This is a genomic window from Belnapia sp. AC561 (assembly GCF_979252845.1).
In genome coordinates this window covers 36,192-57,951 of sequence record NZ_CEEDBP010000027.1, presented here as the reverse complement: position 1 = coordinate 57,951, position 21,760 = coordinate 36,192, and the positions used below count along the sequence as shown (strand labels likewise).

Genomic DNA, 21,760 nt, shown 5'->3' with positions numbered 1-21,760 from the left:
TCACACGCCCTCCGTCAGGGACGCCGGCGCCAGCGGGTCGCTCGCCCAGTGCCGCAGCCAGCGCAGGTCGCTCTCGTAGAAGGGCCGCAGGTCGGGCATGCCGTGCTTCAGCATGGTGATGCGCTCGATCCCCATGCCGAAGGCGAAGCCCTGCCATTCCCGCGGGTCGATCCCGCAATTGGCCAGCACCTTGGGATGCACCATGCCGGAGCCGAGAATCTCCAGCCAGTCGTTCTGGCCCCCTTTGGCCTTGCCCAGCTCCCCGGTCTTCCGGTTCCAGCCGATGTCCACTTCCATGGAAGGCTCGGTGAAGGGGAAGTAGCTGGCGCGGAACCGCACCGGCAGGTCGGAGATGGCGAAGAAGGCCCGCAGGAAGTCGATCAGGCAGCCCTTGAGGTGGCCCAGGGTGATGCCGCGGTCGATCACCAGCCCCTCCACCTGGTGGAACATGGGCGAATGCGTCGCGTCATGGTCGGCCCGCCAGGTGCGGCCGGGCACGATCACCCGGATCGGCGGCTCCTGCCCCAGCATGGTCCGCGCCTGCACCGGGGAGGTATGGGTCCGCAGCACGGGCCGGCGGCCATCGGGCCCCGCAGGCAGGTAGAAGGTGTCGTGGTCCTGCCGGGCCGGGTGATGGTCCGGGATGTTCAGCGCCGAGAAATTCAGCCAGTCGCTCTCGATGTCCGGCCCCTCGGCCACCCGGAAGCCCATGGCCCCGAAGATCGCCGTCAGTTCCTCGATGGTGCGGTTGATCGGATGGATGCCGCCCGAGTCCGGACCGGCCGGCGGGAAGGGCCGCGGCGGCAGGGTCACGTCCAGCCGCTCGGCGGCCAGCCGCGCCTCCAGCGCCGCATCCTCCAGCGCCACCCGGCGGGCTTCGATCAGCCCCTCCAGCGTGCCCTTAAGCCGGTTGAGGCCGGCGCCGCGCTCCTTGCGCTGTTCCGTCGGGACCTGGCCGAGCCCCTTCAGCAGCGCCGTCAGCCGGCCGCTCTTCCCCAGCGTGCCGACGCGCACCGCGTCCCAGGCGCGCAAATCCGCCGCCGCCGCCAGTTGCGCTGCCACCTCGGCGCTCAGGCCGGCCAGATCATCCACCGTCTCGGTCATGGTATCGGGTCCCAAACAGGCAAAAGGCCGCACCCTGGCGGGAGCGGCCCTTTGCACAACATCAGCCGAAGCGGCGTATCAGGCAGCCGGCGCGGTGGCCGGTGCGTGACGGTCCGGACGAGCAGCGCGGGCCTTCTCGACCAGGGTGGCGAAGCTGGTCGGGTCGTCGAAGGCGATGGTCGCCATCACCTTGCGGTCGATCTCGATCCCGGCCGCCTTGATGCCGGCGATGAACTGGGAATAGGGCATCCCATGCTCGCGGCAGGCCGCATTGATCCGCTGGATCCAGAGGCCGCGGAAGTCGCGCTTCTTGTTGCGGCGATCGCGATAGGCGTATTGCAGCGCCTTCTCGACCCGCTCCAGCGCGGGGCGGAAATTCGTACCGGACCGGCCGACATAGCCCTTGGCGAGCTTGAGGACCTTCTTGTGGCGGGCATGGGCGGTGACGCCCCGTTTGACGCGTGCCATGGCCTGTCTTCCTTACCGATCCAGCCCGTAGGGCAGCCACTGCTTGATGGTGATGGCATCCTGCGGACGCATCACCTGGCTGCCCGTGTTCTGCCGCTTCACCTTGGAGGTGCGGTTGATCAGGCCGTGCCGCTTGCCGCCGGGGCCGCAGAGAACCTTGCCGGTGGCGGTCAGCTTGAAGCGCTTCTTCACAGAAGACTTCGTCTTCATCTTGGGCATTTGGACCTCCTGGGTCTGGAAGCGCCCGCCGCGGGATGCGGCAGGGCGCGAAACCACGGCCGGGCATGCCCTACAGGCCCGTCGCGCGGAGAGCGGGGCCTATAGCGGCGTGCCCCGCCCGATGCAAGCCACCCCGCACTGGTCTATAGGGCGCGCAGCAGCAACGGGAGGCAGGCGATGAGCGGGACGATCCTGATCGGCAAGGGCGACCATGCCTGCGAACTCCTGCTCGCCCGGGCCAATCGCCATGGCCTCGTCGCCGGCGCCACCGGCACCGGCAAGACCGTCACCCTGCAGACCCTGGCGGAGGGCTTCTCCCGCGCCGGCGTCCCGGTCTTCTGCGCCGATATCAAGGGCGACCTGTCCGGCATCGGCATGGCGGGCAGGCCCAACCCGAAGCTGGAACAGCGGGCGCACGACCTCGGCGAGGCGGACTATGCCTACGAGCCCTGCCCCGTCGTCCTCTGGGACGTCTTCGGCCAGCAGGGCCACCCGCTGCGCGCGACCGTCGCCGAGATGGGCCCGCTGCTGCTCGCCCGCATGCTCGAGCTGAACGACACCCAGGAGGGCGTCCTCACCATCGCCTTCAAGCTGGCCGACGACGAAGGCCTGCTGCTGCTCGACTTCAAGGACCTCCGCGCCATCCTCTCCCATGTCGCGGACCGGGCCGGCGAGCTGAGCGCCGCCTATGGCAATGTCAGCAAAGCCACCATCGGCACCATCCAGCGCCGCCTGCTGATGCTGGAACAGGCCGGGGCCGAGGATTTCTTCGGTGAGCCGGCCCTGGCACTGGCCGACCTCATGCTCCTCACCCCGGATGGCCGCGGCGCGGTCAATGTGCTCGCCGCCGACAAGCTCATCGCCTCCCCGCGCCTTTATGCCACCTTCCTGCTCTGGCTGCTGTCGGAGCTCTTCGAGGAACTCCCCGAGGCCGGCGACCTCGACAAGCCCAAGCTCGTCTTCTTCTTCGACGAGGCTCATTTGCTGTTCCGCGACGCCCCGCGCGCCCTGGTCGAGAAGGTGGAGACCGTCGTCCGCCTGATCCGCTCGAAGGGCGTCGGGGTCTATTTCGTGACGCAGAACCCGCTGGACCTGCCGGCGACGGTGCTCGGCCAGCTCGGCAACCGGGTGCAGCACGCGCTGCGCGCCTTCACCCCGGCCGACCAGAAGGCGGTCCGCGCCGCCGCCGAGACCTTCCGCCCCAATCCCCGCCTCAAGGTCGAGGAGGTCATCGGCCAGCTCGGCGTCGGCGAGGCGCTGGTCTCGACCCTCCAGGCCGATGGCACCCCGAGCCCGGTGGAGCGCGCCCGCGTCCTGCCGCCGCGCGGCCGGATCGGCGCCGTCACGCCGGAGGAACGCGCCGGGCTGATGCAGCGCAGCCCGCTGGCCGGCCGCTATGACCAGCCGGTGGACCGCGAATCGGCCTATGAGCTGCTCCAGGGCCGCGCCACCGGCGCCCCGGCCAGCGGCCCGCGCCGCAGCGGCCCGGCACCGACCCGCGACAGCAACCCCTGGGGCGGCACCACCCTGCCTCCGCGCGCACCCTTGCCGGAAGCACCGCCCGCCCGCAGCCGCATCCCGCAGGTCTCCCGCACGCAGGACAGCGGCGGGCTTGGCGGCATGCTCGGCGATATCCTCACCGGCCGCGGCGGCAAGCGGGAGGGCGTCGCCGAATCCATGGCCAAGTCGGTGGCCCGCAGCATGGGCAGCTCGGTCGGCCGGCAGATCGGCAATGCCGTGTTGCGCGGGGTGCTGGGCTCCATCCTGAAACGGTAGGGTTGGAACCCGGGCCGCCAGAGGGCATATCTGCCCCGATCATGATCCCCTTCCACAAGATGCACGGGCTCGGCAACGACTTCGTCGTACTCGACGACCGCGCCGGCACCCTGGCCATAGGCCCGGCCCGCGCTGCGGCGCTGGCCGATCGCCGCACCGGCATCGGCTGCGACCAGCTCATCCTGCTGGAGCCCGGCACCGAGGGCGCCGACGTCTTCATGCGCATCCGCAACCCGGATGGCTCCGAGGCCGGCGCCTGCGGCAATGCGACGCGCTGCATCGCCTCCCTCGTCGCCGCCGAAGCCGGGCGCGACCGCGTCGTGGTCCGCACCATCTCCGGCGACCTGCCGGCCGAGAAGCTCTCCGACGGCCTCTGGCGCGTCGACATGGGCCCCGCCCGGCTCGGCTGGCAGGAGGTGCCGCTGGCCCGGGCGATGGAGACCCTCCACCTGCCGCTCGGCCGCGGCGTGCTGATGGACCCGGCGGCCTGCTCCATGGGCAATCCGCACGCGACCTTCTTCGTGCCGGACCTCGATGCCGTGCCGCTCGGGACCATCGGCCCCTCGCTCGAGACCGACCCGATCTTCCCGGAGCGCGCCAACATCGGCGTCGTCCAGGTCCTGAACCCGGAGCACATCCGCCTCGCCGTCTGGGAACGCGGCGCCGGGCTGACCCTCGCCTGCGGCTCCGGCGCCTGCGCCGCCCTGGTCAATGCCGCCCGCCGCGGCCTCACCGGCCGCCGCGCCACCGTCAGCCTGCCCGGCGGCGACCTGACCATCGAGTGGCGCTCATCGGATGACCATGTGCTGATGACCGGCCCGGTCGCCACCGCCTTCACCGGGATGCTCGACCTGGACGCCTTTCCGGCATGACGGTCGAGCTGCTGACCTTCGGCTGCCGGCTCAATACCTATGAGTCCGAGGCCATGCGCGACCTGGCGACGAAGGGCGGCCATGCCGATACCATCGTGGTCAATACCTGCGCCGTCACCGCCGAGGCCGAGCGCCAGGCCCGCCAGGCCATCCGCCGCGCGGCGCGGGACAACCCCGCCGCCCGCATCATCGTCACCGGCTGCGCCGCCCAGATCGCCCCCGCCGCCTGGGCCGCCCTGCCCGGCGTCGAGCGCGTCATCGGCAATGCCGACAAGCTGAACCCCGCCACCTGGGCGCTGGATGCCCCCCCGGCCCCGGTCACCGACATCATGGCGGCGACCGAGACGGCGGCCCACCTCGTCACCGAATTCGCCGGCCGCGCCCGCGCCTTCGTCCAGGTCCAGCAGGGCTGCGACCACCGCTGCACCTTCTGCGTCATTCCCTATGGCCGCGGCCCCTCCCGCTCCGTACCCATTGGCGCCATCGTCGAGCAGGTGCGGCTGCTGGTCGCCAATGGCTACCGGGAGGTCGTCCTCACCGGCGTCGATATCACCAGCTACGGCCCCGATCTCCCCGGCGCCCCGACGCTCGGCCAGATGGTCCGCCGGTTGCTCGCACTGGTGCCGGAACTCCCGAGACTTCGCCTCTCCTCGCTCGACCCGGTCGAGGTCGACGCCGACCTCTGGCGGCTGATCGAGTCCGAGCCGCGGCTGATGCCGCATCTGCATCTGTCGTTGCAACATGGCAGCGACCTGATCCTGAAGCGGATGAAGCGCCGCCACCTCAAGGCCGATGGCATCGCCTTCGCCCGCCGCGCCCGCGCCGCCCGCCCCGACATCGCCTTCGGCGCCGATTTCATCGCCGGCTTCCCCACCGAGACCGAGGAGCAATTCCAGGAAATGCTCGACCTGGTGGCGGAGATGGAGCTGAGCTTCCTCCACGTCTTCCCTTATTCGGAACGGCCCGGCACCCCGGCGGCGAAGATGCCCGCGGTGCCGGTCCCGGTCCGCAAGGCGCGCGCCGCCCGGCTCCGCGCCGCCGGCGAGGCGAGTGCCGCCCGCTTCTACCAGGCGCGGCTGGGCCAGGAGGAAGCGGTGCTCTTCGAACGCGACGACCGCGGCCATACCGCGCATTTCGCCCCCATCCGCCTGCTCGGCGGCAGCGCCACCCCCGGCGAGCTGCGCCATCTGCGGGTCACCGGCGCCGATGCCGCCGGCCTGCTGGCCGAGGTCGCCTGATGGCCCTGAAGGACTGGATCGGCCGGCTCCGCGGCAAGGCCCCCGAGCCGCCGCCCGTCGAGCCCCCCCTCACCACGCCGCCCGGCCAATTGCCGGAGCCGGCGCCGCCGCAGGGCGCGCCGAGCCTGCCGCCCCCGGCCGCCCCGAATATCCCGCAGCCGCCCCAGCCCACGGCGCCGGCGCCCTATACCGTGCCCGCCTCGCGCGAGATCCCGCCGCCGCCACCGCCGCCCGAGCCCTTCCAGGAGGAGGTGCTGCCGCCGCACGAGGATGCCGCGGCGCTGCGCGAGGTCGAGGCCCGCGAGGCCGCCGAGGCTGAGCCCCCTGCCCCGGAGCCCGAGCCCGGCGCCCCCGGCGGCTGGTTCTCCCGCCTCAGGACCGGGCTCTCCCGCTCCACCGCCCGGCTGACCGACAGCGTCACCTCGCTCTTCCGCAAGCGCCGCCTGGATGAGGAGGCGCTGGAGGAACTGGAGGAGACGCTGATCGCCGCCGACCTCGGCGTCGCTGCCGCCGGCCGCATCGTCGCCAGCTTCCGCCGCACCCGCTTCGGCAAGGAAGTCACGGACGAGGAGGTGAAGGCGGCCCTCGCCGAGGAGATCGCCGCCATCCTCGGCCCGGTCGCCCTGCCAATGCCGATCGACACCGCCCGTGCCCCGCATGTGGTGCTGGTGGTCGGCGTCAACGGCACCGGCAAGACCACCACCATCGCCAAGCTGGGCCAGCAGTACCGCGACCAGGGGCTGCGCTGCGCCTTCGTCGCCGGCGATACCTTCCGCGCCGCCGCGGTCGAGCAATTGCAGATCTGGGGCGACCGCACCGGCGCCCGCGTGCATGCCCCGGCCAAGCAGGGCGCCGACGCCGCCGGCCTCGCCTTCGACGCGCTGACCACGGCGCGCACCGACGGCACCCAGGTGCTGCTGGTCGATACCGCCGGCCGGCTGCACAACAAGTCCGCCCTGATGGAAGAACTGCGCAAGGTCATCCGGGTGATGAAGCGGGTCGACGCCACCGCGCCGCACTCGGTCCTGTTGGTGCTCGACGCGACCACCGGCCAGAATGCCGTGCAACAGGTAAAAGTCTTCGGCGAGATGGTGGATGTCACCGGCCTCGCCGTCACCAAGCTGGATGGCAGCGCCAAGGGCGGCGTCGTCGTGGCGCTGGCTCAGGAATTCGGCCTGCCGGTGCATTTCGTCGGCGTCGGTGAGAAGGCCGGCGACCTCCGGCCCTTCGCCGCCAAGGATTACGCGCAAGGCCTGCTGGGCCTTTCGTGAGCCCGGTGCTGCCGCGCCGCGCCGCCCTGCTGCTGGCCCTCGCCGGGACACGCACCAGGCCGGCCGGGGCGACGGAACCGGCGGCGCGCTTCATCGACATCCTGCCGAGCAGCGGCGGCGCCCCGGTGCGGCTGAATGCGCGGCAGGTGGTGCGGGTGGCGCGGCTGGAAGGCACCACCATCCTCGATACCACTGCCTTCGTGCAGCAGCGCTCCAGCGAGCCGCTCGAATCCGTGGCGCAGCGCCTGATCGCCGCCGGCCTGCCGCTGGTGCCGCTGACCGACCTGAACGGCGCCCATACCTACCTCGCCCGCGACCGCATCGTGCTGGTCCGCGCCTCCGAGGAACGCCATGCCGCCGGCGCCCGCGCCGCCATCGTCGTCACCGGCCTGCGCTTCGCCACCGATATCGCGGTGCGGGAAACGGTGGCCGAGGCCATGGCCGCCATCGCCCGTGCGCAAAGTCCCCTGGCCCAAGCTCCCCTGACAGGAACGCCCCCATGACCGAGATCCGCTGGGACCGCATGACCGGCCCCGAACTCAAGGCCCTCGCCGGCCGGGATGCCCTCGTGGTCCTGCCCATCGGCAGCCTGGAACAGCATGGCCCACACCTGCCGGTCTGGACCGACAGCGCCTGCGCCCATGAATTCGCCCTGCGCGCCGCCGCCGCCGTGGCCGAGGACCTGCCCGTCGCCGTGCTGCCGCCGATGTGGCTGGGCCTGTCCGAGCACCATCTGCCCTTCGGCGGCACCATCACCCTGGACCATGCCACCTTCCAGGCGGTGCTCCGCTGCATCGTCCGCTCCCTTGTCGCCGACGGCTTCCGCAAGCTGCTCATCGTCAACGGCCATGGCGGCAACATCGACCCGCTGGCGGTCGCGGGGCGGGAGCTGGCGGTGGAATTCGGCATCCCCATCGTCACCACCACCTGGCCGCAGGCGGCCTCGGCCGCCATCGCCGGCATCCTGACCACCCAGCCCGGCATCCAGCACGCCTGCGAGGGCGAGACGGCGCTCTGGCTGGCCCTCGACGCCACCCAGGTCCGGACCGACAGGCTGGAGGCGGCGCTGTCCAACCCGCCGCCCAACCCGCCCGCCGGCTTCCAGCGCTTCTATTCCTTCGAGGAGCGCGCCCCGCGCACCGGCGTCCGCGGCGACCCGCGCGCCGCCACGGCCGAGAAGGGCGAGGCGATCTTCGCCGTGGTGACCAAGGCGATCGCCGCGGCCATGCGCGACCCGGTCCTCTGGACCACGCCGGACCCGGTCTGGGATGCCGGCCGCGGCCTCAGGCCGCAATAGGTCTCTGTCCTGGCGCGTCATTCACGTCCTTCGGTGAGTCCACCTCGGACGATCACGCTCTAGAAGGAAAAGGGCACGTTCAGCCGGGCGCCGGGCGCCGGGCGGAACAGCTTGTCCTCGAGCAGGTTCGGCGCGCCATCGGCCGCCTGGCCCCGCCCGGGCAGGTTGCGGTTGATGATGCTGGGGCCCAGGCTGGCCCGGTCCTGCGGGATGACCCGCGGGGCGTCCAGGTTGCGGTCCGGCACCGGCGCCCGCACCCCGGCCTGGGCATTGGAATGCCGCGGCGCCTGCAACTGCGGCGGCAGCTTGGCGATCTCCAGCGGCGGCGGCTTGGCCGCAGAAGGCGGCCGCGGCCGGCGTGGCGCGGTTGCCGGCCGGGGTGAGGCCAGGCTTGGTGAGGCCGGGCTGGGCGAGGCCACGCTGGGCGCCGCCGGATCCGGCGTATCCTGAGCCCAGGCCCCCGGCGTTCCCAAGGCCAGCAGCAGGATCGGTACCGTCCACCTCATAGTCCCGCCCCCGTCAGCGGCTGGGTGCCCCGCGCATCCTCCGGCGGATTCATCGACGGCGCCCCCAGGGGCAGCCCCTCCATCTCCCGCCAGCGCTCCAGGGCCCAGCGGACGGTCGGGAAGGCGATCTCCTCCCAGGGGATGTCGTCCCAGTCGAAGAGCCGCACCTCCAGGCTTTCCGGCCCGGCGGCGAAACCGGGCTCGGCCAGGCCGGCGCGGAAGATCACCTGCACCTGCCCCAGCCGGGCGATGGAATAGACCGCGAGCACGCCTTCCAGCGCGATTCGCGCCTGGGCTTCCTCCCAGGCCTCGCGCATGGCGCCTTCCTCGACCGTCTCGGCCATTTCCAGGTAGCCGGCCGGCAGGGTCCAAAAGCCGCGGCGCGGCTCGATCGCCCGGCGGCAGAGCAGGATCTGCCCGCCGACGTCGACGACGCTGCCGACGACGATCTTCGGATTCTCATAGGCGACGTAGCCGCAGTCCTGGCAGGTCAGCCGGGTGCGGTCATCGCCTTCGGGAATGGTCCGGACAAAGGCAGCCATGCGCAGAAGATGCGCGGCGCCCGGCGCTTACGCAAGCATCCCCGGCATGCATCCGCCGGCGATCAGCCGCTTCAGACCCGGAGGTCGAGCAGCGAGCCCCGTGGCAGCGGCCGCGACGGCGCCGCGGGCACCGACTCCAGCTTGAGCTGCGGCGGCTGGGCATCCCCGGCCGGCGCGGCCGAAGCACCGGGCGAGACTCCCCGCACCGGCGTGGCCGGACGGGTCGGGGCCACCTGCGTCGTGAAGGCGGCGAGCGCATTGGTGCTGATCATGCGCAGGATAGTCGCCTGCAAAGCTGAATTCGGGGTGAAGGGCGTTTCGGTCGCGCCGAAGAACCAGGGACGGGGAGCAGGGGCGACCGGACGGATGCGCATGCCGCACCCTGGCGGCAGCGCCCGTTAACTGTCCAGTAAGCTTTGGTCACCGGCGACGCAGAGCCTCCGCCGGCGTTAACCGCCGCCGGTCAGGCCGCTTCCAGCGCCTTCACGCCCGGCAGGGTCTTGCCCTCCAGCCATTCCAGGAAGGCGCCGCCGGCGGCCGAGACATAGGTCATCCGCTCCGCCACCCCGGCATGCTTCAGTGCCGAGACGGTATCGCCGCCGCCGCCGATCGACTTCAGCCCGGCCGACTGCGTCAGCCCCGCCACGGATTGGGCGATGGCGACCGTCGCCGCATCGAAGGGCGGCGTCTCGAAGGCGCCGAGCGGGCCGTTCCAGACCAGGGTGCTCGCCTGCCGCAGCCGGCTCTCGATCATCGCCACCGTATCCGGCCCGACGTCGAGCGCCATCATCTCGGCCGGCACGGCATCGACGCTCACCTCCTTCGTCGGCACATGCGCGGCGAAGGCGGAGGCGACCACCAGGTCGGTCGGCAGGATGATCTCGCAATTGGCCGCCGCGGCCCCGGCCAGGATCTCCCGTGCCGTGTCGTACATGCCCGCTTCCTGCAGGGACTTGCCCATGGCGTGGCCCTGCGCCGCGAGGAAGGTATTGGCCATGGCCCCGCCGATGACCAGCACATCGACCTTCTTCGTCAGGTTGCCCAGCAGGTCCAGCTTGGTGCTGACCTTGGCGCCGCCGACGATCGCCATCACCGGCCGCGCCGGCGTGCCGAGCGCCGCATCCAGCGCCTCCAACTCCGCCTGCATCAGCCGTCCGGCATAGGCCGGCAGCAGATGCGCCACGCCCTCGGTGCTGGAATGGGCGCGATGGGCCGCGGAGAAGGCATCGTTCACATAGGCATCGGCCAGTTTCGCCAGGCCGGCCGAGAGCGCCGGGTCGTTCTTCTCCTCGCCGGCGTGGTAGCGGGTATTCTCCAGCAGCAGGACCTCGCCGTCCTTGAGCGCCGCCGCCGCGGCCTCGGCCGCCGGGCCGACGCAGTCGTCGACGAAAGCCACCGGCCGCTCCAGTGCCGCCGACAGCGCCGCAGCCATCGGCTGCAGCGACATCTCGGAGACGCGCTTGCCCTTGGGCCGGTCGAAGTGGGAGCAGACGATGACCCGCCCGCCCTTGTCCGCCAGTTCCTTGATGGTCGGCGCCAGCCGGTCGATCCGCGTCCGGTCGGTGATGACCCCGTCCTTAACCGGCAGGTTCAGGTCGGCGCGCAGCAGGATGCGCTTGCCCTGGGGGGAGAGGTCGTCGAGCGTGCGGAAGCGGGGCATCGAAGGGCTCCGGAAGGAAGCAAGACGGGGGAGCGAACTCCCCCGCCCCCCTCCTTTTTTTATTAGTTAACTAATAGAAATAGATGAGGGGTCCGGGGAGAATACCTTCTCCCCGGCCTTCTCTTTCCTACAGGCTGCCGAACAGCGCGGCGGTGTCGCTCATCCGGTTGGAGAAGCCCCACTCGTTGTCGTACCAGCTCATCACCCGCGCCATCGCGCCATCGACCACCGCCGTCTGCGTCGCATCGAAGGTCGAGGACGCCGGGTTGTGGTTGAAGTCGATGCTGACCAGCGGCGCGGTGTTGTAGGCGAGGATGCCCTTCAGCGCGCCCTCGGAGGCCGCCTTCATCGCCGCGTTAATGTCCTCCTTCGTGACGCCTTCCTTCTTCAGGTTCACGTCGAGGGAGACCAGCGAAACGTTCGGCGTCGGGATGCGGATGGCGGTGCCGTCCAGCTTGCCCTTCAGCTCCGGCAGCACGAGGCCCACCGCCTTGGCCGCGCCGGTGCTGGTCGGAATGGCGGAAACCGCCGCCGCGCGGGCGCGGTGCAGGTCCTTGTGCAGCGTGTCGACGGTGTTCTGGTCACCGGTATAGGCGTGGATGGTGACCATGTAGCCGCGCAGGATGCCGAAGTTGTCGTGCAGCACCTTGGCGACCGGCGCCAGGCAGTTGGTGGTGCAGGAGGCGTTCGAGACGACCGTCATGTCCTTGGTCAGCGTCTGGTGGTTGACGCCGTAGACGATGGTCGCATCGGCATTGTCGCCGGGGGCCGAGATCAGCACCTTGCGGGCGCCGGCCTGGATCAGCGCGGAGGCCTTCTCCTTGCTGGTGAAGATGCCGGTGCACTCGAGCGCCACGTCGACGCCCTGGAAGGGCACCTTGGTCGGGTCGCGCTCGGCGCTGACCACGATCGGCGCGTACTGGCGGCCATTGGCGCTGATGATGATCTTGTTGCCGTCCACGGCGACCTCGCCGGGGAAGCGGCCATGCACGCTGTCGTAGCGGAACAGGTGCGCATTCGCCTCGACGCTGCCGAGGTCGTTGATCGCGATGCATTCCACATCGGTCCGGCCGCTTTCGATCAGCGCCCGCAGCACCAGGCGCCCGATGCGCCCGAACCCGTTGATGGCGACCTTTACGGCCATGTCCCGACTTCCTTCTTTCTGCTTAAGCCAAACTACCCAAGGCGCTTCTTCACCGCCGCCACGACGGCATCCGGCGTGATCCCGAAATGGCGGAACAGGTCATCCGCCGGGGCGGAAGCACCGAAGCCCCCCATCCCGATGAAGATCCCGTCCGGACCCAGCCAGCGTTCCCAGCCGAAGCCCACCGCCGCCTCGACCCCGACGCGGAGCGCCGAGCCCAGGACCTGGTCCCGATAGGAGGCGTCCTGCGCGGCAAAGAGTTCCCAGCACGGCAGCGACACCACCGCGGTGGCGATACCTTCGGCCTCCAGCGCCGTGCGGGCAACCAGGGCCAAGGGCACTTCCGAGCCAGTGGCGATCAAGGTTGCGCGTCGTTCGCCCGAGGCCTCCTCGGCGACGTAACCGCCGCGGGCACAGCGATTCTCGCCGCTGTCGGTGCGGAAGGGGGTCAGGTTCTGCCGCGACAGCGCCAGCACGCTCGGCCCATCCGCCCGCTTCACCGCGAGTTCCCAGCATTCCGCCGTCTCCATCGCATCGCCCGGGCGGAACACCGCCAGGTTCGGGATGCAGCGGAGCCCGGCCAGGGTCTCGACCGGCTGATGCGTCGGGCCATCCTCGCCGAGGCCGATGCTGTCATGCGTCAGCACATGGATGACGCGCTGGCGCATCAGCGCCGCGAGGCGGATCGCCGGCCGCATGTAGTCGGCGAAGACCAGGAAGGTGCCGGAATAGGGAATGATCCCGCCATGCAGCGCCATGCCGTTCATGGCCGCCGCCATGCCGTGTTCCCGCACGCCCCAATGGATGTAGCGCCCGGCGAAATTCCCCCGCACCACCGCGGGGATGCCCTTCACGTTGGTGTTGTTGGACCCCGTGAGGTCGGCCGAGCCGCCCACCATCTCCGGCACCGCCGGCACCAGGGCCTCCAAGGCCCGCTGGCTGGCGATGCGGCTGGCGATCTTCGGCATGTCCTCGGCGGTCTTGGCCCGCAGCGCGGCCAGCGGCTCGTGCCAGGCTTCCGGCAGGCGGCCGGCGATGGCGCGCTCGAAATCGGCCTGCATCGGGTGCTTGGCCAGGCGCTTCAGCCAAGCCCGGCGGGTGCCGCCGCCCCGCTTGCCGGCGGTCTCCCAGCTGGCCCGCAGGCCTTCCGGCACCTCGAAGGGCGGGTAGTTCCAGCCCATGGCCGATTTCGCCGCCGCCGCCTCGGTACTGCCCAGCGGGCTGCCATGGCTGCCCGCGGTGCCAGCCTTGGTCGGGGCGGAGAAGCCGATGATGGTCCGGCAGGCCAGCAAAACCGGCTTGTTCACCCGCATCGCCCAGGCCATGGCCGAGGCCACCGCCGCCGGGTCATGCCCATCGACGCGCCGCACCGCCCAGCCATAGGCGGAGAAGCGCTTCAGCGTGTCGTCCGTGAAGGAGAGGCTGGTATCGCCATCGATGGTGATCTGGTTGTCGTCATACAGCACCGTCAGCTTGTCGAGCTGCAGATGCCCGGCCAGCGAGGCCGCCTCATGGCTGATGCCTTCCTGCAGGCAGCCGTCGCCGGCGATGGCCCAGGTCCGGTGGTCCACCAGGGACTTGCCGAATCGCGCCGCCAGCAGCCGTTCCGCCAGCGCCATGCCGACCGCATTGGCGATCCCCTGGCCCAGCGGCCCGGTGGTGGTCTCGATCCCCGGGTGCTCGCCGAACTCGGGGTGCCCCGCCGCCGGCGAATGCAGCTGCCGGAAGCGCTTCAGCTCTTCGATCCCCATGCCGTCATGGCCAGTGAGGTTGAGCAGCGCATAGAGCAGCATCGAGCCATGCCCGGCGCTGAGCACGAAGCGGTCGCGGTCCGGCCAGCGCGGGTCGGCGGCGTCGAATTTCAGGAATTTGGTGAAGAGCACGGTCGCCACATCGGCCATGCCCATCGGCATGCCGGGGTGGCCGGACTTCGCCTGCTCCACCGCATCGATCGCCAGGGCCCGGATGGCATCCGCCATCCGCCGTTCCTCGGTGGCCGGCCGGGCCAGGATGGCGGCCTGCGCCGCCCAGGCGGGGTTGGGCTTGGACTGCGGCTGGATATCGGGCTCGACGCTGGCCAAAACAGTAATCCTCTGGACTGCCGCGCCCTATACGGCGCAGGGCCGCCAGGGGCAACCGCCCGGCCCTCGCCCCGCGGCGGCAAGTTTCATCGCCCGGATGATTCCAGTCCGGCCCCGCATGCTCTAGCCTGCGGCCATGGATACCCCCGCCCCTGCCCCCTACCGCGAGGGGCTGCCGCCGCAGCCACCCGGCCCGCCCGAGGGCGAGCAGCATTTCACCGCCTCCGAGACCATCCGCGACCTCGTCATCGGCATGGCCGATGGCCTCACCGTCCCCTTCGCCCTGGCCGCCGGCCTCTCCGGCGCGGTCGCCGCCAATCCGCTGATCGTCACCGCGGGCCTGGCCGAGATCGCCGCCGGCTGCGTCGCCATGGGCCTCGGCGGCTACCTCGCCGCCCGCACCGATGCCCAGCACTACGTGGCGGAACGCGCGCGGGAGGAACAGGAGACCAAGGACTACCCAGACCGCGAGAAGTGGGAAGTCGCGGCCATCCTGCACCGCTACGGGCTGCGCGGTGAAACCCTGGCCCGCGCCAGCGATGCCATCGCCGCCGACCGCCGCCGCTGGGTCGATTTCATGATGCGCTTCGAGCTGGAACTGGCCGAGCCGGCCGCCGACCGGGCGGCGAAATCGGCCGCGACCATCGGCGGCGCCTATCTGGTCGGCGGATTGATCCCGCTCTCGCCCTATATCCTGATGGCGGAGACCGGCCCGGCGCTGGCGGTCTCGGCCGGGCTGACCGGCTTGGCGCTGTTCGGCTTCGGCTGGCTGAAGGCGCGGGCGACCGGGCTGCCGGCCTTCCGCGGAGCGGCGCAGACGCTGGCGATCGGCGGGCTGGCGGCCTGCGTCGCCTATGTCGTGGCCAAGGCGGTGGGTGGCTAGAGGGGCCGATTCGCCCGCGCCACCACCGCCTCGAACAGCACCTGGCACCCGGCCTCCGCCTCGCCCGGCTCGATGCTCTCCGCCTCGTTGTGCGAAAGCCCATCCTTGCAGGGCGTGAAGATCATCGCCGTCGGCACGCTGCGCGCCACATAGACCGCGTCATGCCCGGCACCCGAGACGATCTCCCGTGCCGGCAGCCCCAGCCGCGCCGCCGCCTGCCGCACCAGGTCCACGCAGCCCGCATCGAAGGGCTGCGCCGCCAGGCGGAACAGCTCGGTCAGCACCAGCCCGACGCCGCAGTCGCGCGCGATGAAGCCCGCCTCGCGCGGGAATTGCGCCGCCAGCCGGCCGATCTCGGCGGTATCGGGGTGGCGGAATTCGACGCTGAAGCGCACCTCGCCGGGGACCACGTTGCGGCTGTTCGGCAGCACATGCAGCTGGCCCACCGTGCCGCGGCCATCCTCGCCGCGCGCCCGCATCATCCGGTCCACCAGGTCGATGATCCGCGCGGCGCAGACCAGCGCATCCTTGCGCGCGGAAGGCGGCGTCGTGCCCGCATGGGCATCCTGGCCGGTCACCACCGCGTCGTACCAGACCTGCGCCTGGGCGCCGGTGACGATGCCGATCTGCCTGCCCTCCCGCTCCAGGATCGGCCCCTGCTCGATGTGCAGCTCGAAATAGGCATCCGCCGGGAATGGCGCCGCCGGCACCGCGCCCTTGTAGCCGATGGCGGTCAGCGCTTGCTCGACCGTCACGCCCTCGACGTCGGTCAGCCCATAGACCTTGTCCAGCGGATAGACGCCCGCCCAGGCGCCGCTGCCCATCAGCGAATGGCCGAAGCGGCTGCCTTCCTCGTCGGTCCAGTTCACCAGCTCGATCGGCGCCTCGGTGGTGATGCCGAGGTCGTTGAGGCTGCGCATCACCTCGAGCCCGGCGATCACGCCCAGCGCCCCGTCGAACTTCCCGCCCGAGGGCTGGCTGTCGAGGTGGCTGCCCAGCAGCACCGGCAGGCGCTTGGGGTCCCGCCCCTCGCGCCGGGCGAACATGTTGCCGATGGCATCGACCCGCACCGTCAGGCCGAGCGCCTCGCACCATTCCGAGAAACGCTGGCGGCCGCGCTGGTCCACCTCGGTCAGGGTCAGCCGCTTCACCCCGCCCTTCGGCGTCGCGCCGATCTCGGCCATGGACATCAGGCTGTCCCACAACCGCTTGCCGTCGATCCGCTGGTTGGTGCCGCTCATGAGGATGCCCGCCGCCGCTGGTTGCGCTGGCGGGGCTGTAGTCCCAGCCGCCCGAGCCTGTCCAGGCGGCACCGCAGCGGGCATGCTGGCGGCAAGGCCGACAAGGCCAGAGACCGGAGGACTGTCCCATGCCCCACCTGCCCCGCCGCGCCCTGCTCGGCGCCATCGCCGCGCCGCTGGTCGCCCGCCCCGCCCTCGCCCAGCCCGAGCCCTGGCCCAGCCGGCCGCTCCGCCTCGTCATTCCCTTCCCGCCGGGCGGCTCGGTCGATATCGTCGGCCGGCTCCTGGCCGAGCGCCTGGCGCCGCTGCTCGGCCAGCCGATGGTGGTGGACAACCGCCCCGGCGGTGCGACGGCGATCGGCGCGGTGCAGGTCGCCCGCAGCCCGGCCGATGGCTATACCCTGCTCTACGGCACGCCGGCGACGCAGATGGTGAACCCGTCGCTGATGCGCAGCCTGCCCTATGACCCGGACCGCGACTTCGCCGCCATCGTCAGCGTCATGCGCGCGCCCAACCTCCTGGCAGTGCATCCCTCGCTCGGCGTGACCGACGTGGCCGGGCTCATCGCCCTGGCGAAGCGCCGCCCCGGCGCCCTCAGCTATGCCAGCAACGGCATCGGCACCAGCAACCACCTTTCGGGCGAGATGCTGAAATCGATGGCCGGCATCGACCTGCTGCACGTCCCGCACCGCGGCTTCGCCGCCTATGCCGGGGACCTGCTGGCCGGGCGCATCGGCATGGCCTTTGGCACCATCTCGGACATGCTGCCGCATACCCGCTCCGGCGCCCTCGTCGCACTCGCCGTCACCAGCGCCGGGCGCACCCCGCTGCTGCCCGAAATCCCCGCGATCGCCGAGACCGTGCCGGGCTACGAGGCGGTTGCCTTCAACTACATCGCCGGCCCCGCCGGCCTGCCCGAACCCGTCGTCGCCCGGCTCAACGCCGCCTTCAACCAGGTCCTGGCCGAGCCGGACGTGGTCCGCCGCATGGCCGAGACCGGCGTCGAGGCGATCAGCGGCACCACCCCGGCGCAGACCGAGGCGACCATCCGCGGCGAGCGCGCCCGCTGGAGGCAGGTGATCGAGGCTGCCGGCATCCAGCCGGAATAGCCGCCGGGGAACCCTGGCACGCGCCGTCCGGCCTCCCGATATCCATCGGATGCACCGCCGCCGGCTGCTCATCGCCCTCGCCCTTGCCGCCTCGCCCGCCGCGGCCGAAACGCCACCCGCCGAGCGGCAGCGGCAACTGGAGGCCTGGTGGGCCCGCCAGCGCGAGAAGGAGGCCGCCGAGCGCGCCCGCAATGCCCCGAGCGAGGCCCGCCGCGACCAGACCCGCGACCAATTCGAGCGCTGGAACCGGCAGAACGACCGCCGCCGCGGCATCGCCCCCTACCCCTTCTGAAGGGGGATGCACGTCACCATTCGCGTCCCCACCGGGCCGGTCGGCCCGGGGCTGATCATGCCCGGAACGCTGCGCTCCCGGCCTTTGGCTGGAAAGTCCCGCCGCCCCTGCTAGCGTCGCCGCAAAGCCCGGGGATGGAGACAAGGATGATGCGCTGGCTGCTCGCGCTGCTGCTCGCCTGCGGGACGCTGCCTGCCCAGGCCGAATGGCCGGATCGCCCGCTGACCATCATCGTCCCCTTCGGCCCCGGCGGCGGCGGCGACGTCGCCGCGCGCAGCATCGCCCGCTGGATGGAACCGCGCCTCGGCCAGCCCGTGGTGGTGGTGAACCGGCCCGGCGCCGGGGGCGAGATCGGTTTCGCGGCGACCCGCCGGGCAGCGCCCGACGGCTATACCATCGGCGTCGTCACCCTGCCCAACCTCGTCACCATCCCGATCGAGCGCCGGGCGCAATATGCCGTCGACGACCTCGAGCCGGTCGCCAACCTCGTCGACGACATCGGCGGCATCTTCGTCCGCGCCGACAGCCGCTTCCGCAACCTGGCCGACCTGCTGCAGCAGGCGCGCGGCAATCCCGGCGGCGTCAGCTTCGGCACCACCGGCGTCGGCAGCTATGCCCATTTCGGCATGCTGGCGCTGGAGCGGCTGGCCGGCGTGAGCCTGACCGCCGTCTCCTACGGCGGCACCGCCGCCATGCGCAGCGCCCTGGTGCAGGGCGGGCTGCTGGTCGCCGGCCTGAGCATGGCCGATGCGGCGGAGGAGATGCAGTCCGGCCTGTTCCGCCCGCTCGGCCAGATGGCGGCGGAACGCTGGGCCGGGGCGCCGATGGTGCCGACCCTGCGGGAACAGGGCTTCGATATCCGCTACAGCTCCATGCGCGGCTTCGCCGCCCCGGCCGGCACCCCGCCCAGCGTCATCCGCCAGCTCTCGCAGCTCATGGGCGAGGCGACGCGGGACCCGGACTACCGCCGCGTCGCCGAAAGCCAGGCGATGCCGCTGCGCTTCCTGGACCACAAGGCCTTCGCCGCCGAGATCGCCCGCCAGCAGGCGGAGTATTCCCGGATCTGGCGCGAAAGCCCCTGGCGGGAGTGAGCGGGTGGGGCGCCAGGGTCCGCGGCGATCCGGGCCGGCCGCAGGCAAGGCTTGCGCCCCCGCCTCCGGCCGTTGTCCACTCGCCCTTCCCCGGGAGGATCCCAAGATGCCGCGCGCCCATCCCCTGCTGCTGGCGGCCGCCCTGGCGCTGCCCATCGCCCTCCCGCTGCTGGGCACGGCGCTTGCCCAGCGCCCCGCCTATACCCCCGGCCCGGAGAACATCACCCTGCCGGAGGGCTGGGAGAGCCGCTTCATCCGCTTCGCCACCCTCGACAATGCCCAGCGCAAGATCGTGCGGAATTTCTACGTGAACCCGGAAGCCTTCGCCGCGGCGAAGCCCGGCCAGCCGCTGCCCGAGGGCACGCTCATCATCCTGGCCGACAACCGCGCCCGGCTCGCCGCCGATGGCACGCCGCTGCGGGACCAGCAGGGCCGCCTCATCCCGGAACCCGGCTGGGCCGCCATCGGCGTGCAGCAGAAGGAGCCCGGCTGGGGCGAGGGCTATGGTCCGGAGAAGCGCAACGGCACCTGGGAATACGCCCGCTTCAACGGCGACGGCAGCCGCAACCCCGCCAGCGTGGAGGCCTGCTTCACCTGCCACTTGCAGACCCGCCCGCAGCAGGACTTCGCCTTCAACTTCTGGGACTTCGTGCAGTCGCGGCAGTAATGGACCCGATCGCCCGGCTCTCGATCCGCCTCGCCCGGCTGTTCCGCCACCCGCCCGGGCGGCGCAAGGCCATCGTCATGCTGGTGGCGCTGGTCCTGGCGCTGGCCATCGGCATCGCCGACCGCGCCTTCGACCTGTTTCCCAGGACGGAGCACGGCCACGCCCGCCTGCTCCGCTGGCACTAGGCCAGGTCCGGCGCTCCTGTCGGCACCGACCTCGGTCTCGTCGCGTGGTTCACCTCAGGCCATCACGCCCTAGGCCCGCATCAGCACCCGCACATGCGCCGCCGCGCTGCTCGCCAGCGCCTCCAGGTCGTAGCCGCCCTCCAGCGTGCTCACGACATGCCCGCCGCAGTGCCGTTCGGCGAGGCCGCAGAGCTCCGCCGTCAGCCAGGCGAAATCCGGCTCCCGCAGCCGCAGCTGCGCCAACGGGTCGCGCGCATGCGCATCGAAGCCGGCCGAGATCACCAGCAGCCCCGGCGCGAAGGCCTCGATCTCCGGCAGCAGCCGGGCCCAGGCCTCCCGGAACGCCACCCCATCGGCGCCCGGCCGCAGCGGCGCGTTGAAGATGTTGCCGACGCCGCGTTCCCGCGCATCCCCGGTGCCGGGATACAGTGGCCATTGATGCGAGGAGGCATAGAGGATGCTCGCATCCCCCTCGACGCAGGCCTGGCTGCCGTTGCCGTGGTGGACGTCGAAATCGACCACCGCAACCCGCGCCACGCCATGCGCCGCCTGGGCATGCCGCGCCGCGACGATGGCATTGGCAAACAGGCAGAAGCCCATCGGCTTGCCCGGCTCGGCATGGTGCCCCGGCGGCCGCACCGCGCAGAAGGCCCGCCGCACCCCGCCCGCCAGCACCGCATCCACCGCGGCGACGCCGGCGCCCGCCGCCCGCAACGCCGCCTCGGCGCTGCCCGCGCTCATGATGGTATCGCCATCAAGCGCGACGCTGTCGCCCGGCGCCGGGCGGATGCCGCAGATCGCCGCCACGTAATTCGCCGGATGCACCCGTTCGAGCTGCTCGGCCGTCGCCTCCGGCGCCTCGTCGCGGATCAGGTCGGAGAACTCCTCCCGGTCCAGCGCCTGCAGCACCGCGCGCAGCCGGTCGGGGCATTCGGGATGGCCCTCGCCCGGCTCGTGCAGCAGGCAGGCCCGGTGGGTCAGCAGCAGCACGCTCATGCCGGCTCGGCCCGCTTGCGCAGGGTGAAGCGCCAGACCCCGGCATTCTCCTCGGCCGCGAGCAGCGCGTGGCCGGTCTCCCCGCAATAGGCTGGGAAATCCTTCGCCGCGGCCGGATCGGTCGCCAGCACCACCAGCACCGCCCCGGGCGCCAGCCCACGCATCGCCTTGTTCGCCTTCAGCACCGGCAGGGGGCAGGCCAGCCCCTGCACGTCGAGCAATGTTTCCACCATGCCGGCGAGTCCAGCACCCGGCACCCGCGCTGACAAGGCTTCAGGTGAGCGCGGTTCCTTCCAGGGTGATCCGGTGCAGCAGCCGCCGCTCCCCCTGGTAGTCGTTGGCGGCGTAATGCCAGGTCGCCCGGTTGTCCCAGAAGGCCAGCGAGCCCTCCCGCCAGCGGAAGCGGCACTGGAATTCCGGCCGGGCGGCGTGGCGGTAGAGGAAGTCCAGCAGCGGCCGGCTCTCCTCGTCGGTCCAGCCCTCGAAGCGCAGGGTGAAGCCGGGGTTCACATACAGCGCCTTCCGGCCGCTCTCGGGATGGGTGATGACCACGGGATGCACCGCGTCCTGCACCGCCTGGTCGGGGTTGCGGTAGCGGCCATCGGCCTCCTTCTTCCCCGGGCCGAAGACATGCCGGCTGGAATGCACCGCCCGCAGCCCCGCCAGGGTCGCCTGCAACCCGGGGGAGAGCGCGTCATGCGCGGCATACATGCTGGCGAACAGCGTATCGCCGCCGTTCGGCGGCAGCTCCCGCGCCAGCAGGACGGAGCCCATGGCGGGGATCTGGTCGTAGCTGTGGTCGGTATGCCAGCCGCCGCCGATGTTCTTGCTCTGCCCCGGCTCCTTCCGCACCTCGGCGATCTCGGGGAAGCCGGCCGCCTGGGCGAAGAAACGGTTGACGTTGATGGGCGCGAAGCGCGCGGCGAACGCGATGTGCTGGTCCGGCGTCATCGCCTGGTCGCGGAAGAAGACCACGCCGCGGTCCGCCAGGGTCTTCCGGATCAGCCCCACTTCCGCCTCGCCCAGCGGCGCCGCCAGGTCGATGCCGCGGATCTCGGCGCCGACCGCCGTGGTCAGCGGCTCGACCTCGATGGAATTGCTCAGCATGGTGCACCTCC

Annotated in this window: 25 protein-coding genes; 12 read left to right on the top strand and 13 right to left on the bottom strand. The window is 71.5% G+C overall.

The window, feature by feature from the left end:
• The 3 genes from pheS to rpmI all read right to left on the bottom strand — a co-directional run bounded on the left by pheS (window position 1) and on the right by rpmI (window position 1,791).
• Window positions 1-1,104 carry a phenylalanine--tRNA ligase subunit alpha gene (gene pheS / locus AC0IW9_RS20370; protein ID WP_471650129.1) on the bottom strand — a complete coding sequence of 368 codons (1,104 nt, stop codon included), beginning with the start codon at window positions 1,102-1,104 and terminating at the stop codon, window positions 1-3.
• A gap of 78 nt (window positions 1,105-1,182) precedes the next feature.
• Window positions 1,183-1,572, bottom strand: a complete 390-nt coding sequence (gene rplT, locus AC0IW9_RS20365; RefSeq protein WP_471650128.1) for a 50S ribosomal protein L20 — start codon at window positions 1,570-1,572, stop codon at window positions 1,183-1,185.
• Between the two features lie 12 nt (window positions 1,573-1,584).
• Entirely contained in the window at window positions 1,585-1,791 is a 207-nt protein-coding gene (gene rpmI, locus AC0IW9_RS20360) for a 50S ribosomal protein L35 (RefSeq protein ID WP_471650127.1), read from the bottom strand.
• Between the two features lie 177 nt (window positions 1,792-1,968).
• On the opposite strand from rpmI, the gene AC0IW9_RS20355 reads away from it, so the two are divergent.
• The 6 genes from AC0IW9_RS20355 to AC0IW9_RS20330 all read left to right on the top strand — a co-directional run bounded on the left by AC0IW9_RS20355 (window position 1,969) and on the right by AC0IW9_RS20330 (window position 8,245).
• Window positions 1,969-3,567 carry a helicase HerA-like domain-containing protein gene (locus AC0IW9_RS20355; RefSeq protein ID WP_471650126.1) on the top strand — a complete coding sequence of 533 codons (1,599 nt, stop codon included), beginning with the start codon at window positions 1,969-1,971 and terminating at the stop codon, window positions 3,565-3,567.
• A gap of 38 nt (window positions 3,568-3,605) precedes the next feature.
• A complete protein-coding gene (dapF, locus tag AC0IW9_RS20350; RefSeq protein WP_471650156.1) occupies window positions 3,606-4,439 on the top strand; it encodes a diaminopimelate epimerase in 834 nt (277 codons plus the stop codon).
• Complete coding sequence (gene mtaB, locus AC0IW9_RS20345) at window positions 4,436-5,677, top strand: tRNA (N(6)-L-threonylcarbamoyladenosine(37)-C(2))-methylthiotransferase MtaB (protein WP_471650125.1); 1,242 nt, start codon at window positions 4,436-4,438, stop codon at window positions 5,675-5,677. Before dapF ends, mtaB begins: the two co-directional genes overlap by 4 nt.
• A gap of 404 nt (window positions 5,678-6,081) precedes the next feature.
• Window positions 6,082-6,948: a signal recognition particle-docking protein FtsY gene (gene ftsY / locus AC0IW9_RS20340; protein ID WP_471650155.1), complete on the top strand. Its 867-nt coding sequence runs from the start codon at window positions 6,082-6,084 to the stop codon at window positions 6,946-6,948.
• Window positions 6,945-7,451 carry a hypothetical protein gene (locus tag AC0IW9_RS20335; protein WP_471650124.1) on the top strand — a complete coding sequence of 169 codons (507 nt, stop codon included), beginning with the start codon at window positions 6,945-6,947 and terminating at the stop codon, window positions 7,449-7,451. The genes ftsY and AC0IW9_RS20335 overlap by 4 nt, the downstream gene beginning before the upstream one ends.
• On the top strand, window positions 7,448-8,245 hold the full coding sequence (locus AC0IW9_RS20330) for a creatininase family protein (protein WP_471650123.1): 798 nt from the start codon (window positions 7,448-7,450) through the stop codon (window positions 8,243-8,245). The genes AC0IW9_RS20335 and AC0IW9_RS20330 overlap by 4 nt, the downstream gene beginning before the upstream one ends.
• Window positions 8,246-8,304: 59 nt before the next feature.
• On the opposite strand, the gene AC0IW9_RS20325 is transcribed toward AC0IW9_RS20330, so the two are convergent.
• The 6 genes from AC0IW9_RS20325 to tkt form a co-directional block, all read right to left on the bottom strand.
• Window positions 8,305-8,751 (bottom strand): hypothetical protein, encoded by a 447-nt coding sequence (locus AC0IW9_RS20325; protein ID WP_471650122.1) that lies wholly within the window; start codon window positions 8,749-8,751, stop codon window positions 8,305-8,307.
• The gene (locus AC0IW9_RS20320) at window positions 8,748-9,293 is read right to left on the bottom strand and encodes an NUDIX hydrolase (protein WP_471650121.1); all 546 of its coding nucleotides are present in this window, start codon (window positions 9,291-9,293) and stop codon (window positions 8,748-8,750) included. The genes AC0IW9_RS20325 and AC0IW9_RS20320 overlap by 4 nt, the downstream gene beginning before the upstream one ends.
• A gap of 71 nt (window positions 9,294-9,364) precedes the next feature.
• Entirely contained in the window at window positions 9,365-9,667 is a 303-nt protein-coding gene (locus AC0IW9_RS20315; protein ID WP_471650120.1) for a hypothetical protein, read from the bottom strand.
• Window positions 9,668-9,756: 89 nt separating this feature from the next.
• Complete coding sequence (locus tag AC0IW9_RS20310; protein ID WP_471650119.1) at window positions 9,757-10,953, bottom strand: phosphoglycerate kinase; 1,197 nt, start codon at window positions 10,951-10,953, stop codon at window positions 9,757-9,759.
• A 127-nt stretch (window positions 10,954-11,080) separates the two neighbouring features.
• Entirely contained in the window at window positions 11,081-12,097 is a 1,017-nt protein-coding gene (gene gap, locus AC0IW9_RS20305; protein WP_471650118.1) for a type I glyceraldehyde-3-phosphate dehydrogenase, read from the bottom strand.
• Between the two features lie 32 nt (window positions 12,098-12,129).
• Entirely contained in the window at window positions 12,130-14,178 is a 2,049-nt protein-coding gene (gene tkt, locus AC0IW9_RS20300; protein ID WP_471650117.1) for a transketolase, read from the bottom strand.
• A 136-nt stretch (window positions 14,179-14,314) separates the two neighbouring features.
• Between tkt and AC0IW9_RS20295 the strand changes: the two genes are divergently transcribed.
• Window positions 14,315-15,061 (top strand): VIT1/CCC1 transporter family protein, encoded by a 747-nt coding sequence (locus AC0IW9_RS20295; RefSeq protein WP_471650116.1) that lies wholly within the window; start codon window positions 14,315-14,317, stop codon window positions 15,059-15,061.
• Here AC0IW9_RS20295 and AC0IW9_RS20290 read toward each other — a convergent pair.
• Entirely contained in the window at window positions 15,058-16,302 is a 1,245-nt protein-coding gene (locus AC0IW9_RS20290) for a Zn-dependent hydrolase (RefSeq protein ID WP_471650115.1), read from the bottom strand. The two genes, AC0IW9_RS20295 and AC0IW9_RS20290, sit on opposite strands and share 4 nt — an antisense overlap.
• Window positions 16,303-16,430: 128 nt before the next feature.
• Between AC0IW9_RS20290 and AC0IW9_RS20285 the strand changes: the two genes are divergently transcribed.
• From AC0IW9_RS20285 to AC0IW9_RS20265, 5 genes are all read left to right on the top strand, one after another.
• Window positions 16,431-17,411 carry a Bug family tripartite tricarboxylate transporter substrate binding protein gene (locus AC0IW9_RS20285; protein WP_471650114.1) on the top strand — a complete coding sequence of 327 codons (981 nt, stop codon included), beginning with the start codon at window positions 16,431-16,433 and terminating at the stop codon, window positions 17,409-17,411.
• A 49-nt stretch (window positions 17,412-17,460) separates the two neighbouring features.
• A complete protein-coding gene (locus AC0IW9_RS20280) occupies window positions 17,461-17,703 on the top strand; it encodes a hypothetical protein (RefSeq protein WP_471650113.1) in 243 nt (80 codons plus the stop codon).
• A 146-nt stretch (window positions 17,704-17,849) separates the two neighbouring features.
• Window positions 17,850-18,794 carry a tripartite tricarboxylate transporter substrate binding protein gene (locus AC0IW9_RS20275; RefSeq protein ID WP_471650112.1) on the top strand — a complete coding sequence of 315 codons (945 nt, stop codon included), beginning with the start codon at window positions 17,850-17,852 and terminating at the stop codon, window positions 18,792-18,794.
• 106 nt (window positions 18,795-18,900) lie between these two features.
• Window positions 18,901-19,461, top strand: a complete 561-nt coding sequence (locus tag AC0IW9_RS20270) for a cytochrome P460 family protein (protein ID WP_471650111.1) — start codon at window positions 18,901-18,903, stop codon at window positions 19,459-19,461.
• Entirely contained in the window at window positions 19,461-19,646 is a 186-nt protein-coding gene (locus tag AC0IW9_RS20265; RefSeq protein ID WP_471650110.1) for a hypothetical protein, read from the top strand. Before AC0IW9_RS20270 ends, AC0IW9_RS20265 begins: the two co-directional genes overlap by 1 nt.
• Window positions 19,647-19,715: 69 nt before the next feature.
• Here the strand turns inward: AC0IW9_RS20265 and AC0IW9_RS20260 are convergent, their stop codons facing one another.
• From AC0IW9_RS20260 to AC0IW9_RS20250, 3 genes are read right to left on the bottom strand one after another with little or no spacing between them, the layout of a single operon-like run.
• The gene (locus tag AC0IW9_RS20260; RefSeq protein WP_471650109.1) at window positions 19,716-20,642 is read right to left on the bottom strand and encodes a histone deacetylase family protein; all 927 of its coding nucleotides are present in this window, start codon (window positions 20,640-20,642) and stop codon (window positions 19,716-19,718) included.
• A complete protein-coding gene (locus AC0IW9_RS20255) occupies window positions 20,639-20,875 on the bottom strand; it encodes a sulfurtransferase TusA family protein (RefSeq protein ID WP_471650108.1) in 237 nt (78 codons plus the stop codon). Before AC0IW9_RS20255 ends, AC0IW9_RS20260 begins: the two co-directional genes overlap by 4 nt.
• Before the next feature lie 40 nt (window positions 20,876-20,915).
• Complete coding sequence (locus AC0IW9_RS20250) at window positions 20,916-21,749, bottom strand: TauD/TfdA dioxygenase family protein (protein ID WP_471650107.1); 834 nt, start codon at window positions 21,747-21,749, stop codon at window positions 20,916-20,918.
• Between the last annotated feature and the right edge of the window lie 11 nt (window positions 21,750-21,760).

Bases quoted from the DNA above. Each gene is read 5' to 3' on its own strand.
- pheS (WP_471650129.1), bottom strand. From the start codon at position 1,104: ATGACCGAGACGGTGGATGATCTGGCCGGCCTGAGCGCCGAGGTGGCA.
- rplT (WP_471650128.1), bottom strand. From the start codon at position 1,572: ATGGCACGCGTCAAACGGGGCGTCACCGCCCATGCCCGCCACAAGAAG.
- rpmI (WP_471650127.1), bottom strand. From the start codon at position 1,791: ATGCCCAAGATGAAGACGAAGTCTTCTGTGAAGAAGCGCTTCAAGCTG.
- AC0IW9_RS20355 (WP_471650126.1), top strand. From the start codon at position 1,969: ATGAGCGGGACGATCCTGATCGGCAAGGGCGACCATGCCTGCGAACTC.
- mtaB (WP_471650125.1), top strand. From the start codon at position 4,436: ATGACGGTCGAGCTGCTGACCTTCGGCTGCCGGCTCAATACCTATGAG.
- AC0IW9_RS20330 (WP_471650123.1), top strand. From the start codon at position 7,448: ATGACCGAGATCCGCTGGGACCGCATGACCGGCCCCGAACTCAAGGCC.
- AC0IW9_RS20325 (WP_471650122.1), bottom strand. From the start codon at position 8,751: ATGAGGTGGACGGTACCGATCCTGCTGCTGGCCTTGGGAACGCCGGGG.
- AC0IW9_RS20320 (WP_471650121.1), bottom strand. From the start codon at position 9,293: ATGGCTGCCTTTGTCCGGACCATTCCCGAAGGCGATGACCGCACCCGG.
- AC0IW9_RS20315 (WP_471650120.1), bottom strand. From the start codon at position 9,667: ATGCGCATCCGTCCGGTCGCCCCTGCTCCCCGTCCCTGGTTCTTCGGC.
- AC0IW9_RS20310 (WP_471650119.1), bottom strand. From the start codon at position 10,953: ATGCCCCGCTTCCGCACGCTCGACGACCTCTCCCCCCAGGGCAAGCGC.
- gap (WP_471650118.1), bottom strand. From the start codon at position 12,097: ATGGCCGTAAAGGTCGCCATCAACGGGTTCGGGCGCATCGGGCGCCTG.
- AC0IW9_RS20295 (WP_471650116.1), top strand. From the start codon at position 14,315: ATGGATACCCCCGCCCCTGCCCCCTACCGCGAGGGGCTGCCGCCGCAG.
- AC0IW9_RS20290 (WP_471650115.1), bottom strand. From the start codon at position 16,302: ATGAGCGGCACCAACCAGCGGATCGACGGCAAGCGGTTGTGGGACAGC.
- AC0IW9_RS20285 (WP_471650114.1), top strand. From the start codon at position 16,431: ATGCCCCACCTGCCCCGCCGCGCCCTGCTCGGCGCCATCGCCGCGCCG.
- AC0IW9_RS20280 (WP_471650113.1), top strand. From the start codon at position 17,461: ATGCACCGCCGCCGGCTGCTCATCGCCCTCGCCCTTGCCGCCTCGCCC.
- AC0IW9_RS20275 (WP_471650112.1), top strand. From the start codon at position 17,850: ATGATGCGCTGGCTGCTCGCGCTGCTGCTCGCCTGCGGGACGCTGCCT.
- AC0IW9_RS20270 (WP_471650111.1), top strand. From the start codon at position 18,901: ATGCCGCGCGCCCATCCCCTGCTGCTGGCGGCCGCCCTGGCGCTGCCC.
- AC0IW9_RS20265 (WP_471650110.1), top strand. From the start codon at position 19,461: ATGGACCCGATCGCCCGGCTCTCGATCCGCCTCGCCCGGCTGTTCCGC.
- AC0IW9_RS20260 (WP_471650109.1), bottom strand. From the start codon at position 20,642: ATGAGCGTGCTGCTGCTGACCCACCGGGCCTGCCTGCTGCACGAGCCG.
- AC0IW9_RS20255 (WP_471650108.1), bottom strand. From the start codon at position 20,875: ATGGTGGAAACATTGCTCGACGTGCAGGGGCTGGCCTGCCCCCTGCCG.
- AC0IW9_RS20250 (WP_471650107.1), bottom strand. From the start codon at position 21,749: ATGCTGAGCAATTCCATCGAGGTCGAGCCGCTGACCACGGCGGTCGGC.